General features: G+C 31.3%; 9 protein-coding genes and 1 pseudogene. 3 read left to right on the forward strand and 7 right to left on the reverse strand.

The window, feature by feature from the left end:
• The 3 genes and pseudogenes from FAY47_RS06770 to FAY47_RS06780 all read left to right on the forward strand — a co-directional run.
• Positions 1 to 315, forward strand: a pseudogene (locus tag FAY47_RS06770) (chemotaxis protein); the annotation flags it as partial.
• Positions 316 to 1,320 carry a ketoacyl-ACP synthase III gene (locus FAY47_RS06775; protein WP_143315936.1) on the forward strand — a complete coding sequence of 335 codons (1,005 nt, stop codon included), beginning with the start codon at positions 316 to 318 and terminating at the stop codon, positions 1,318 to 1,320.
• A 55-nt stretch (positions 1,321 to 1,375) separates the two neighbouring features.
• The gene (locus FAY47_RS06780) at positions 1,376 to 2,110 is read left to right on the forward strand and encodes an alpha/beta hydrolase (protein WP_143315937.1); all 735 of its coding nucleotides are present in this window, start codon (positions 1,376 to 1,378) and stop codon (positions 2,108 to 2,110) included.
• Between the two features lie 130 nt (positions 2,111 to 2,240).
• Here the strand turns inward: FAY47_RS06780 and FAY47_RS06785 are convergent, their stop codons facing one another.
• From FAY47_RS06785 to FAY47_RS06815, 7 genes are all read right to left on the reverse strand, one after another.
• The gene (locus tag FAY47_RS06785; RefSeq protein WP_143315938.1) at positions 2,241 to 4,352 is read right to left on the reverse strand and encodes a methyl-accepting chemotaxis protein; all 2,112 of its coding nucleotides are present in this window, start codon (positions 4,350 to 4,352) and stop codon (positions 2,241 to 2,243) included.
• 210 nt (positions 4,353 to 4,562) lie between these two features.
• Entirely contained in the window at positions 4,563 to 6,038 is a 1,476-nt protein-coding gene (locus tag FAY47_RS06790; RefSeq protein WP_143315939.1) for a protein adenylyltransferase SelO, read from the reverse strand.
• 346 nt (positions 6,039 to 6,384) lie between these two features.
• Positions 6,385 to 7,308 (reverse strand): LD-carboxypeptidase, encoded by a 924-nt coding sequence (locus FAY47_RS06795; protein WP_143315940.1) that lies wholly within the window; start codon positions 7,306 to 7,308, stop codon positions 6,385 to 6,387.
• A 203-nt stretch (positions 7,309 to 7,511) separates the two neighbouring features.
• Positions 7,512 to 9,308, reverse strand: coding sequence for a DUF6055 domain-containing protein (locus tag FAY47_RS06800; protein WP_143315941.1), 1,797 nt, complete (start codon positions 9,306 to 9,308; stop codon positions 7,512 to 7,514).
• Positions 9,309 to 9,547: 239 nt separating this feature from the next.
• On the reverse strand, positions 9,548 to 10,747 hold the full coding sequence (locus FAY47_RS06805; protein ID WP_143315942.1) for an FprA family A-type flavoprotein: 1,200 nt from the start codon (positions 10,745 to 10,747) through the stop codon (positions 9,548 to 9,550).
• Positions 10,748 to 10,912: 165 nt separating this feature from the next.
• The gene (locus tag FAY47_RS06810; RefSeq protein ID WP_143315943.1) at positions 10,913 to 12,823 is read right to left on the reverse strand and encodes an acyl-CoA dehydrogenase family protein; all 1,911 of its coding nucleotides are present in this window, start codon (positions 12,821 to 12,823) and stop codon (positions 10,913 to 10,915) included.
• A 350-nt stretch (positions 12,824 to 13,173) separates the two neighbouring features.
• The gene (locus FAY47_RS06815; RefSeq protein WP_143315944.1) at positions 13,174 to 14,406 is read right to left on the reverse strand and encodes an MFS transporter; all 1,233 of its coding nucleotides are present in this window, start codon (positions 14,404 to 14,406) and stop codon (positions 13,174 to 13,176) included.

The following is a 14,406-nucleotide window of genomic DNA, read 5'->3' on the forward strand; positions in this document are numbered from 1 at the left end:
GACAAATTGGATATTACAATAGAATCTTTCAACAATATTGTTCTTTCCTCAGAGGATATAATTAAATTGATAAATATGCTATCTAGTGAACTAGCTAACATCAGTGCTTTTAAAGATACTTTATTAAAATCTATGTATACACTCGCATCTATTTCTGAGCAGTATTCTGCCTCAACTGAAGAAGTTAGTGCTTCCACAGAAGAGCAGGCAGCTACCTGTGAAAATATTATTAAATCCTTAGATAAAGTTCAAGATATAACTCAACACCTATCAGAAATACTAAATAAAAATAACAATGAAGGAGAGATAAAATAAATGAGACTTCATAATTCAGTTATCAAAGGAATAGCTTACTATCATCCAGAAAACCAAGTAGGAAATGATTACTTTATAGAACATTTTGAAAAACAAGGTGAAGATATTAGAAACTACCTTGCTGTCACAGGATCAGATCTTAGATATATTTCAGATGATGTTAATGAAACTATAGTTACAATGGGTATTAATGCAGTTAATAAAGTTTTAAAAAAAACTAATGTTAAACCATCTGAATTAAATTTAATAGTTTTTTCAACTGGAACACCTGAATATCTTTCTCCTACCAATGCTATGAAAATACACAATGCAATAAGTGCTGGTCAAAAAACAGCAGTTTATGATGTAAATGCTAATTGTGTTGGTATGATTGTTGCTTTAGATCAAGTTAGTAGAACTATGAGAGATAACCCCAATATAAAGTACGCTCTTATTGTTGGGGCAGATCAACTTAATAAATATTCCAGATTCAATGAACCTACAGTTTATTCAATTTCTGGTGATGCTGCTTGTGCAATAGTATTGGAAAACACTCAAAATACTGAACGTGGTTTTATAGATTCAGACTTTTACACAAACTCCAGTAATTGCGATAAAATCCTTATGCCTGCTAAAGGTTTATCATCTACAATTCACGACCGTAAACTACAAGTAAAGGATAAGTTAGTTACGTGGATTCCATTTAACTTTGATGGTGCTTTCTATAGTGCTAAAATTTCTATAGAAGAATTACTTGAGCGAAATAACCTCACTAAAAAAGATATAAAAAGATATTTCATTTCACAATTTGCTAAAAAAAGCATCGAACAAGTATGCAATGAGATGGATGAAGATATCAACAAGTTTACGTTTATCAGTAATGAGTTTGGTTATACAGGTACTACAAGTCCATTTTTAGCACTTGCAAGATCTATTGAAAATGAAGATATCAAATCAGGTGATAATATAATTTTTTGGTCCGTAGGAGCAGGTACAACTTGTGCATGTGTCCTATTTACATATTAATTTTCATATAAGCCTATCAAGAAAACTAATTAGTACATAAAGGGGGCTCTGTTTAATGCATGATAAAATTAATGGTATTTATTATGAATTAATTGAAAATTCATCAACAAAAGAAAATTTAGTATTCGTTCACGGTTCAGGATGTAATCATAATTTTTTAAGACCACTATCAAAAAAATTAAATAACTGTAATTGTTATTTAATAGATTTACCTGATCACGGCAAATCAGATAATATGAATTGTACTAAAGTAGAAGAATATATAGATGCTGTTGAAAAATTTGTGGTCAATATAGATAATGTTACACTAATAGGTCATTCACTAGGTGGCACCATATGTTTAGGTGTTGCTGCAAGATCTGTTCATACAATAAAGAAACTTGTTCTTATAAGTTCTGGGGCTAAATTTGATAAATTTGATCAGAAAGTTTATGATATGGTGGATAATAATAAAGTAAATTGGATTTATATTTGTAAGTGTCTTGGTTCTTTTACCAATTTAAATGTATTAAAAACTATACTAACCCTCGAACCATCAGAGGTTATGCTTAAAGATTTTAATATAAATGTAAAAGTTGATATAACAAATGTTATGAGCAATATCAATATTCCAACATTGATTATGGTAGGTAATGATGATATTCTCACAATACCGGAATACTCCTACGTAATGAAAGATGGAATTAAAGATTCTCAGTTAATTATTGTTCCTGGAGTAAGGCATATGCTACCAATAGCTAAAAAAAGCTATGTTTCCCAACTTATTAAAGAATTTATGCTAAAAGAATAAATATTTAAAATATAAAAGCCTAAAGCTAATACTTTAACTAGCTTCAGGCTTTTACCTATCTATATTTTACAATTAGAAATTAATTTACCTTTAATTATTGTTAATATAGATTCTTTCCTTCTGTATACAATTATATATTAAACTTTGTTATTGCCATATTTAAGTTCTCAGCTGATTGAGAAAGTCCCTTAGCCTCTTTTGTTATCTCTTCTAATACAGCTAATTGTTCTTGACTTGCTGCAGCAGTATCTATACTTGAATTAGCATTTCCTTTTGCTGTTTTCTCAAGTACTTCTATATTTTTGATAACCTGCTTATTTTGAACAGCAATTTCTTCCATAGACATTGTCATTTCTTTAGTTTTCACGCTCATATTTGATACAGCATATTCAATATCTTCAAATACACTACTTACTAAATTCGTTTTATCAATACCTACTTTAACCTTTTCTACTTCTTTTTCTGTGGACGCTACAGCCTTAGCCATCTCACTTTGAATATCACGTATTATTGATGAAATCTGTTCTGCTGAAACACTTGATTGCTCTGCAAGATTTCTTACTTCATCAGACACAACAGCAAATCCACGACCTAACTCTCCTGCTCTTGCCGCTTCAATAGCCGCATTTAATGCTAAAAGATTTGTTTGTTCACTAATATCTTTAATTATCTCAATTATCTTTTCAATTTCTTCTGAATATCTACCAAGATTCTTTATGACACCTGCTGTTTCTTGAGTTCCAATACTTATTTCATTCATCTGATTAACTACAGAATCAACTATTTCAGTTCCACTTTTTGATGCTTTATAAGCATTTTCTGATAATCTAGAAACTTCTTCACCATTAGCAAATATCTTGTTAATACCTACAGACATTTTTGAAATAGATTCAGTAGCTTCATTTATACTTTCAATTTGCTCACTAGCACCATCAGCAACATTTTGCAGTGTTAGAGATACTTCTTCTGCTGCTTTTGATGTCTTGCCAGCACTTATCACCATCTCCTCTGAAGATAATGCTACATGATTTGAAGCTTGCTTTATCTTCAATACAAGTTCTCTTAATTCCTGTGACATCTTATTGAAATACTTACTTAACTTACCCATCTCATCCTTGCTATTCAGATTAGTCATAGCAGTTAAATCACCTTCTGCTATTTTGCTTGTGGCTAACTGAATGTCTAATATAGAATCTCTAATATTCACATAAAATCCTGCAAATATATAAATAAGTATAGTTATAGTACTAAAATAAATTACATATAAAATTGCTTTTTGACTTGCAAGATCATTTTTTTCTTCTACAATCATCTCATCGATAACATTAAATGTTTCATTATATAACTTAAATACTTCATTAATTGCTACTGTAGTTGTATCATAATACTTTGTTGCATCAAATGTTAAATTGTTTTTCTCTTTAATTATGTTTTCCTGTAGTATATTTACAACTTTATCTCCTGCTTCTCGCGAATTTTCATCCAACTCATATAGCGATTTCTTTGCATTTGAATTTTTTTCATATACATAGTTTAGTTGTTGTGAAGACCCCTTTAATGCTTCTACTATAGATTTTGTTTGAAATACTAATAATGAATAGTCATCATCAGACATTGACTTTTGAGCTAATACCCCTGAGCCTTTACCTCGAGCTTGTCCCATGTATTCTGTTACAACAGGAAATTTATCTATTATACAATCAACTAGGTAATATTTTTCCAATTTTGAATCTGGTGAAAGCTGTGTTGCTTCTGCTACCTTCACATTAAATTTAATTATACTATCCATTAGTTCTGTATGTTTTTTAAAGGAATCTACTTGAGACAACTTAAAATTTTCTTCTTTTAATGTCGACCACTGATTCTCTATTTTTCCCCACTCATCTTTCAGATTGAACCCTTCTCCATCTTTTGCAATTTCATCATTTATCGCCACAATTACTTTGTCTATTTGACTTTGTGCCTCATCAACTTTTCCTTTTACATCTGTTCTTCCACCAAGATAAGTTGAAGATAATCCACGATGTTGTGGAACATACATTATTAAGGAAGTTATCTTTTCATTTAATCCCAACCCAATTTGTTGATTATCCAAAACCTTAACTTTTCCATTTAAATCCCTTAAGTAAGTTATTTGAATAAATATCAAAGGAATCATAAAGCATAATAAAATTACTAAGAACTTGGCTGAATATTTTAATCTACTTAGTAATGCTACTGCTGGTTTTAAAAGCTTTTTCAATCTTTATACCTCCATAATCTTTGAAATCGTATTATTTATTTTAACTTTAAACAAAAAATACTCCTATTATATTATATATTATTCGACAAGACTTCTCAATTCTTTAAAATACTTTTCCTATCTTTCTAATAATTTTAAAGTAAAATTAAACCCGAGTGTTTTCTTACTCGGGATCTAAAAACTATTTCTTTTGATTTTATGGCTTTAATATTAAGTACCGCAAAATGTTCGATAGCCACAAGTTGATTCCTTTGGCAAAATAGAATACTCTTTTTGCTCTTCTGAATATGCAAAGGGATTAGAAAGAACACTGAGTAGTTTATTCATAATATTATAATCTCCAGCTTTAACTGCAGCCTCTAGAGCTTCTTCCACTCGATAATTACGAGGTATAACTGCGGGATTACTATTTTTCATCAAACGCTTGGAATCCTCTTTTGTTTCTTGTTGTCTATCTAATCTATCTCTCCATAACTCATACCACCTAGTAAATTCATCACTTCTAAATAAAGGCGTATCCTCAAAATCTTCTAGAGTTAACTGACGGAAAGTATTAGTATAATCTGCTTTATATTTCTCCATTATATTAAGTAATCCTTCAATAAGATGTTTATCCTGCTCCTCTTCATTAAATATACCTAATTTATCTCTCATTCCTGATAACAAGTTCTTATTATAAAGTTCTGCAAAATCCGAAAGAGAATCCTGTGCTAATTTAATAGCTTGTTCTCTATCTTGATGTAATAATGGTAATAGTGTTTCTGCAAATCTAGCTAAATTCCATTCTGCTATGCTAGGTTGGTTCCCATAAGCATATCTGCCACGAATATCAATAGAGCTAAATACTGTTTTGGGATCATATGTATCCATAAAGGCACAAGGTCCATAGTCAATAGTTTCTCCACTAATAGTCATATTATCTGTATTCATAACTCCATGGATAAACCCAACCAACTGCCACTTAGCGATCAATGAAGCTTGCCCATTAATGACTTCTTGAAGCAGGTGGAGATAAGCATTTTCTTTGCTATTGACATCTGGAAAATGTCTTTTTAATACATAATCAGCCAAAGCACGTAATTCTTCAGTGTCACACCATTTTGAAGCATACTGAAAAGTTCCAACACGTATATGACTGGATGCTACACGGGTAAGAATTGCACCAATTTGCTCTGTTTCTCTATATACTGTTTCACCAGTTGTAACCACTGCTAAGCTACGTGTAGTAGGAATACCAAGTCCATACATTGCCTCGCTAATTATATATTCTCTTAACATTGGTCCAAGAGCCGCTCTTCCATCCCCACCACGAGAATATGGTGTTCTTCCTGAGCCTTTAAGTTGAATATCTACTCTTTCTCCTAAAGGAGTAATATGTTCCCCAATTAATAATGCTCGACCATCACCTAACATAGTAAAATGTCCAAATTGATGCCCTGCATAAGCTTGTGCAAGAGGTCTAGCACCTCCTGGAATCCTATTGCCAGCAAACACATCTACCCCTTCAACTTTTTGTAACTCCTTAACGTTTAATCCAAGTGAACTTGCTAAATTCTCATTAAATGCAACTAATTTAGGAGAACTTACAGGAGTTGGCTTAAGATCAGCAAAAAATGATTCAGGCAAACGAGCATAACTATTATCCAAATTCCATCCTGTTTCTATCATTACTTTCATCTCTGTCATAATATCTCCTTTCTTCTATCTGCTACATATGAAATTAAAACTTCTCAAAAAAATAAAATTACAGATAATCATAATATTTTTCTTACCTAAATTCTAAATAAACCTATTATATTACCTTCCATTTTAGTCTCTACTTCTATAAGGCTTATTATACTCTTTTTATCCTTATAGAGTTTTTGGAAATAGTCCTTACTGCTTCATTTATTGTTATCAATGTACAACTTTTGAAATAAGATAAAAAAACCGTAATATTCAATTATGAATAATACGGTTTTTGCAAACATTATATTTTCTAATTATAGTTCTAAAAAATAATTTTTTTTAAATTAAAAAAATTGTTTTCTTTTTATATTCGCACTGTTGGTTCAAGTATAGTCAATGTATTCTCATAAGTGTTAAGGTTAGCCTCTGCACCTATAGGTATGGCCATTTTGTATGTACCATGCCCTGTTGCTAAATTTGTCATAAGAGGTTTGTTAAGTGGAACCATAACTTCATTAATTAAGTCCGCATATGTCTTATCATATGCTGGCTGACAATGTGAACATTGCCCCATGATAATACCTGCACAGTCTTTAAATTTACCTGCTGCAATAAGATGATATATATACCTGTATACTGTATTAACAGGTTCATGAACTTCTTCAATCAATATTATCTTCCCTCTAGTATCAACTTCAAATGGGGTTCCAATGCTACCTACAAAGGATGCAAGATTACCTCCAACTATAGGCCCTGTTACATTTCCAGGCACTCTGCTTATTAAAGGTCTTCCAGAAGGATTTTCAAGCCTCCTTGGTGAAGTAAGTGTAGATGTTGCCATGAAGAACTGATCCATATTGTATTCAGGGGTAGTAGGTTTAAAGTCTATTAAAAGAAGACTGTGAAAAGTAATTAAATTAGCCCATATATACAGAACATTTAACAAAATTGTTATATCACTATACCCTGTTAAAATTTTAGGGTTCTGTGCAATAACAGAGTAATCAAGATATTGTATAATACCTTCAACGCCTACTCCTCCTCTTGCAGGTATAATAGCCTTCACAACTGGATTTCTAAACATATCCATAAGATCTGCAGCTCTCTGCTGTTCTGTGGCTGCAATATAGCCACTATAGGAATATACATATTTCCCCAGAAGCACGCTAAATCCCATATTCTCGAGAGTTTGTATTCCCGCATTAATGACATCGGGATATAGTGGGCTTCCTAAAGTAACTATTCCAATTGTATCTCCGGGACGTAAAATTTGTGGTTTTATCGCCATTCTCATCACCTTTTAAATCATTTAATGATAGAGCTCTACAATTCCGCAAAAATTGCACTTATTAATGCCCCTACTCATATAATCTAGATGCAAAAAATTTAGACTTACAGAATTACTAAAACCTAATCATCATTACTAGAATATTATATGAAACTATTCAAATAGTTGCTAAAATTACTTGTGATGTATTTTTACTTATTAATTCATTCTACTTTCCATTCTAATATGCCTGTAGATGCACTGCCATTAGAAACCACTTGAATTCTTATAGAATTAGTGGTTACAGGCGTAAATGTTGTAGTATTATACTGATTTATAGCAGTACCATAACCTACGGCATTCTTTACATCAACCCACTTATTTCCGTTCCAATACTGAATCTTATATGATTTTGGAACATCTATTCCTCCATTATCTTTAAACCAATATACATCACTTTGAGATATAGTATACTTTTTATCAAATTTATATTGAACCCATTGTGTTCCAGTTTCAGGCCAGTTTCCATAAACAGCATGTGATCTATCATTTGAATTTATAGGATCAAAGCTATCATTTAGAGCACTAATATTTTCCCATTCCGAACAATATGACGTACTAACTACTGCCTTTGAAGCTATATTAACTTTTTCATCAGATTTACCACTTGTTGATACCTGCACTTTATATGGATATTTTGTTCCTACTGCATTAACATCAAAGGAAGTTAAATCAAGCATTTCATCAGGTGTAGCACAAACCACAAGATACGCTTTTTCTTCATCTCCCTGAAGATTTAAAGTGTTAATACCATTATTCCACATAGTTGAATATCTTGTTTTACCATCTCTTGTCTTAGTTACAATACTTGCACGGAAATCTGCTCCTGAAACTGACTTGTCTCCTTGGAAGTTTACTGACACTTGTTTACTACTCATATCTATATTAAGTGGAATAATATTATACCCTCCCTGCTGTGGCGCTCTTGAATCTGTCACCTTAAGCCATCCATCATTTGTATTTTCTAATGTTGTATATACCTTGTCATAATTCGAACTATCCTTAAGAAGATCATTTAAATAATTTGTATAACTAGATTGTCTTCTAAAATCCATTGTTACCATTCTTCTAGCATATCCACCTAACATATCTTTAGTAGATGTACCTGATAATCTTTGAATTTTATCAAACATTATTTCATTACTACCATCATGAAGCATTTTTCTCATTACATCCATCCCTAACCCATTCATATTATCTGGGTTTTCAGTTACATATAATAAAAATGGCCAAGCATCATAATAATTTTTCATATGCGGAAAATAGTAATCTGAATTTAAAACTACTGGCTGAAAGAAATCTGAAGTAGGTCCATATACACGATCTCCATATCTATAGTATGTACTTCCTAAATATTGATCTCTAAACCAATTTGCCAATGTTTCATACCAAGGTGCTGCTATTGTCCCACGTTGATGCATCGTAATAGCATGAGCATATTCATGAGGAATTACCCAACTTGGTTCATCAACTCTCATAGCTCCTGGTTCAACTGCTAAATAAGCAAAGCCATCACCATCACTTGACATATAAGCCCAGTCATCTGTAATTTTAGATAAACCTGTCTTGTTTATATATAGATTTGTTTTATAGTGAATACTACTAGAGTTTATAGGACTATTAACAGAAACACTGGTATCATCTAATCCCATTACATTAACATAAAAGTCTCTAATAGTTTCTAAATTTTGAAGATTACCTCTAACTAAATCTTCATTAACAGTACCTGTTTCATCATTACTTCCCCATATAATTTGAAAATGTTCTGATGAAAGTCTGTTAACTGATTTTTCATTTAAATCATAAAATGAATCTCTAGCAATATAAGTGCTACTTACTACAGTATTTTTTTGAAGTGAATTAATCTTAGATACTGCTGCATTTGTATTAGCCATAGAACTTAAGATAATAGTAGATAAGATAATTATCCCTAAAGTTTTACACACTTTTTTTAAAATCATTTAAATCCCCTCAGATATTTGATTTATTTACTATTATTTTATAGCTTTTTTCTAAAATCAACAATCAATCTTAAGAGTAAAAAAGCACCAATCACGAAACATACCTCTATTTGCCGCTAAATACAATATGTCAGTTATTTAATATAACCCATTACTTGTTGACAAATTTAATTAAAATGATAAAAGAACCAACTTTAAATTATATTTTTAGGTTGGTTCTTCTATATATACTTTTCACCTTACTTCATTGATTCAATAATACTATCAGCAGTAGCTTCCATCAGCTCAGAATCATCTTCTTTCATAATGGAATTTAATGACACTTCATTCTCTAAAATAGTCATTTCTTTCATTTGATCCAAAAGCTCATGCATCAATTTCTCAGATTGAGGGGCCCATGAACCATTTTCTATAAGAGTAAATGTACGCTTTTGAAGATTTAAAGCTTTCATATCCATTATATAATTAAGCATAGGTGGATAAATTTTTAAATTATAAGTTACTGAAGCCAAAACTACATGACTATATTTAAATGCCTCAGAAATTAAATATGAAACATGGGTGTTTGAAACATCATACATCACTACATTTGTCATTCCTTTTTTCACTAATCTTGTTGCCAAATCATTAGCTGCAGCTTCTGTACCTCCATACATTGTTCCATATACTATCATTACTCCCTTTTCTTCTGGCTCATAGCGACTCCATTTGTCATATTTATCTAATAAATATCCAAAATCATTTCTCCAAACTAATCCATGCAACGGACATATATACTTAATATCAAGTTTACTAGCTTTCTTTAAAAGATTTTGAACATGTGGTCCATATTTTCCTACAATATTTGTATAATACCTTCTGGCATCATCAATCCAATCCCTATCATAATTAACTTCATCATTAAATAACTTACCATCTAAAGATCCAAAAGATCCAAATGCATCTGCTGAAAATAGTATTCCATCGGTAGTGTCAAAAGTTACCATCGCTTCTGGCCAATGTACCATTGGAGCAGATACAAATATCATCTCATGTTTTCCAAAGGACATACTATCTCCTTCTTTTACTTCAATCACCTGCTCTCCGATATTAAATCCAAATTGCCTCATAAACATAGCAGCCTTTTGTGTACATACAATTTTCACATTAGGATAACGAAGAATAATCTCTTCAATACATGCTGCATGATCTGGTTCTACATGGTTTATTATTATATAATCTAAATCTCTATCAGCTAAAACTGACCTTATATTCTCAAGAAATTGACGACAAATTGACCAATCTACTGTATCAAACAAAACTGTTTTTTCATCCAAAAGTAAATACGAATTATATGAAACTCCTCCTGGAATTGGATGAATATTTTCAAAAAGCGCAAGCCTTCTATCATTACCTCCAACCCAATAAAGATCTTCAGTTACTTTTCTAACACAATACATATATTTAATCCTCCTTTACATTTAAAATACATAATTATATAAAGTGAAACTTTTCAGGTGGAGTTTTAACTCCAGCTGAATTTAGTTGAACTTATCCAGGAACGTGCAGCCGTTATCTCCCACTTGAAGAAGGGGGAGTGTTACGGATGCTAGCTATCGGATAAACTATACTTCTATAAACATGGCTTTTTCTTCACTACAAGCTGGGCAAGTCCATTCTTCAGGTAAATTTTCAAACAATGTACCTGGAGCTATTTCTCCTTCCTTATCTCCTATTCCAGGATCATACTCATAGCCACATCCATTACACACATAATGTTTCCATGTTTGAGCAGTTTTCTTTGGAATCGCTCTCTTCATCTTCTTCATTGGTGGAGCCCCTTTCTTTGGTTCTCCATTATCCAAAGCAGCAGTAAGTAATGGCAATATCTCTTTTAAATCTCCAACAATTCCATAATCAGCATTCTTAAAAATTTTTGCATTAGGATTATTATTTATTGCAACAATTGTTGTAGCATCTTTTATTCCTTTTAGATGTTGTCCTGCCCCTGAAATCCCACAAGCTATATAAAGGTTTCCCTTAAATTTTTGTCCAGACATTCCTACATAACGGTTTAATGGCAGGTATTTTAAAGTCTCTGCAACCGGTCTTGATGAGCCAATTGCTGCTCCAGCTTGAACTGCAAGTTCTTCTATTAACTTCATATTTTCTTTTTCACCTATACCTAAACCAACACTAACTACTCTTTCTGCTTTGTTAATTGGAGTATCTATTGGAATTCCAACTGTAAAATCATATCCATCCTTTTTAAGAGCTTCAACAAGTTCATTAACTCTTTCTTCTGGAGTTCCTTTTTTCAATATTATCTTCTTACGATAACCTGTTACTGGCTCAGATTGTAAGTTTTTAACCTCACCCTTATTGCTTTTTTGCATCTTACCTATAATATGAGAAGCTATAACAACTCTCTGAATTTCATTAGTTCCTTCATAAATTGTACAAATTTTTGCATCTCTATAAGCTCGTTCAACTTCCATGCCTTTCAAATATCCACTTCCACCAAATATCTGAAGAGCATCATTAACAATCTCAATGCAAACATCAGAAGCATATTGCTTACACATAGCAGCCTCCATGCTATAAGGTTCATGTTTTCCTTTTAACTCTGCTGCACTATAAACAAGCAATCTAGCTGCTCTTAACTTTGTAGCCATATCAGCCAATTTAAATGCTATACTTTGTTGCGCACAAATAGGTTTTCCAAATTGTATTCTTTCTTTTGAATATTCTAATGCATGTTCATACGCTCCTTGAGCTATACCAAGAGCCTGGGATGCAATACCAATACGACCACCATCTAATGTGGACATAGCAATCTTGAATCCCTCTCCCTCTTTTCCTAATAGATTTTCTTTAGGAACTTTTACATCATTAAAAATTAATTCTGCAGTAGCTGATGAACGAATTCCCATCTTGTCATAATGCTTACCAAAAGAAAAACCTTCCCATCCTTTTTCTACAATAAATGCGCTTATCCCACGAGTTCCTATCCCTGGTGTTGTTACAGCAAATACAACATATATATCTGCTTCACCACCATTGGTAATAAATATTTTTTCTCCATTTAAAATATAATAGTCCCCATCTAAAACTGCAGTAGTTTCTGTTCCACCAGCATCGCTTCCTGCATTTTCTTCTGTAAGTCCAAAAGCACCAAGTTTCTCTCCTTTGGCAAGTGGCACTAAATATTTCTCCTTTTGTTCATCTGTCCCATATGCAGCAATTGGATATGTTCCTAAAGATGTATGGGCAGATAGAATTACTCCTGTACCTCCATCTACTCTTGATAACTCTTCAACAGCAATTGCATAACTAATTATATCTAATCCTGCTCCACCATACTTTTTGGTATATGGTATTCCTAGCATCCCCATTTCAGCTAACTTATGCACTATTTCTGAAGGAAATTTATTTTCCTGATCTAACATAAAAGCAATTGGCTTAACTTCCTCTTCTGCAAATGTTCTAATTTTTGTTCTTAAATTTTCATGTTGTTCTGTTGTCTTAAAACTCATAAATACACCTCCTCAAATTTACATAGCTCATTAAGCTAAATAATTAATTGATAAATAAAAATCCTATTTAATCTTTTACTACTTTTACTTTTTATACCTTATGATCTAATTGTATACCTAGCAGGTATACTTTTCAATTCCCATATATTTCTTATTTTTCTCTAAATAAACTAGAATCTCTTATTAAACTAATCTATATTTTTATTTAACACTTTTTCTTGATTTTTAAAGCAAATGCTCTTCAAATCATTATCAAATAATAATTTGTATTATTTAACTCCAGTTGTCCTTTTAATAAAAATTATGCTATTAGAGGCATTAATCAACTTATTAATACCTCTAATAGCATATTATAAATTATATTCAATTTTTCTACTATTCCATTTTATAAAGCACACTACTAAAAGACTAAATATCCCTGTACCTATTAAAATATATAAAAGATTATAATCACATTCTAAAAGCTGTCCATATAATACTTGTCCAGGAGATACACTTATTGTAGCAACTGCAGTAGAAAAAGCACTAACTTTCCCTAGCATATCTTGTCTTACTTCATTCTGAATATATGTCAATGATATAATGTTAGATAGGGATATTGATAACATTATTCCAAGACCTCCAATTGAATAAAGTCCTAGTATAATATATATTTTTTCTTTATTCAAATTAGTGGCTATACCCATAATAATTATAGCTATTATCATAGGGTACATAGTTTTATGTAACACTTTCATAGTAAATAATTTAGACCTTATAGTAATTAATAATCCACCTATTATCATCCCCAAAACAAATATTGCTTCAATAAATCCATACACATTAGAAGGCATTTTTAAATTAACATTTATAAAATATGGAGATATAATACTTAAAATTGGCGCCACAAAAATATTAATTAATGCATACGTAAGTATAATACCTAATATAACTGTCTTTTTTTCCTTTAAATATTTAAATACCTTTATCATTTCCATAATAGATTTTCTAATTGGCTTTTCAAACTTTTCTTTCGTTCCTAAATCAGGAATTTCTAAAAATAATTCTAAAATAGCTGCAAGTAAAAAACTTATTCCATTTATTATTACTACAACTTTTATACCGACCAAACTATATAACATACCTGCTATTATTGGGCCACCTAAATTTACTACATTTCCAACCTGTTGAATTATTCCATTTGCTTTCACTAAACTTTCTTTTTGAACAATTTGAGGAATACAAGCTGTAACACAGGGACTATATAAAGTATAAATAATTGACAATAGGAACATTACTAATCCCACTATTACTGTATTATCTTTTCCATTAATTATTATTAGAGAATATACAAACATTAAAGCAGCACTAAAAAAATCAAGATATATCATTATTTTTTTTCTATTTATAGTATCTGCTAATAACCCTGCAATTGGGGCAAATATTATGTATGGTATAGTTGAAATGGCTAATATTCTTGAAAAAACTGCAGCACTGCCAGTTAACTCTAAAATATATAAGGACATACAAAATCTTTGAATTGCATTTCCCAATAGAGAAATTATCTGTCCAATAACTACAATAATAAAATTTTTGTTTTTCAT

Origin of the sequence: Clostridium sp. HBUAS56017, assembly GCF_007115085.1 — a bacterium.
Lineage (GTDB): Bacteria > Bacillota > Clostridia > Clostridiales > Clostridiaceae > Clostridium > Clostridium cibarium.

What these genes read in the sequence shown, in the direction of transcription:
- FAY47_RS06775 (WP_143315936.1), top strand. Translation starts at nt 316, where the DNA reads ATGAGACTTCATAATTCAGTTATCAAAGGAATAGCTTACTATCATCCA.
- FAY47_RS06780 (WP_143315937.1), top strand. Translation starts at nt 1,376, where the DNA reads ATGCATGATAAAATTAATGGTATTTATTATGAATTAATTGAAAATTCA.
- FAY47_RS06790 (WP_143315939.1), bottom strand. Translation starts at nt 6,038, where the DNA reads ATGACAGAGATGAAAGTAATGATAGAAACAGGATGGAATTTGGATAAT.
- FAY47_RS06795 (WP_143315940.1), bottom strand. Translation starts at nt 7,308, where the DNA reads ATGGCGATAAAACCACAAATTTTACGTCCCGGAGATACAATTGGAATA.
- FAY47_RS06800 (WP_143315941.1), bottom strand. Translation starts at nt 9,308, where the DNA reads ATGATTTTAAAAAAAGTGTGTAAAACTTTAGGGATAATTATCTTATCT.
- FAY47_RS06805 (WP_143315942.1), bottom strand. Translation starts at nt 10,747, where the DNA reads ATGTATTGTGTTAGAAAAGTAACTGAAGATCTTTATTGGGTTGGAGGT.
- FAY47_RS06810 (WP_143315943.1), bottom strand. Translation starts at nt 12,823, where the DNA reads ATGAGTTTTAAGACAACAGAACAACATGAAAATTTAAGAACAAAAATT.
- FAY47_RS06815 (WP_143315944.1), bottom strand. Translation starts at nt 14,406, where the DNA reads ATGAAAAACAAAAATTTTATTATTGTAGTTATTGGACAGATAATTTCT.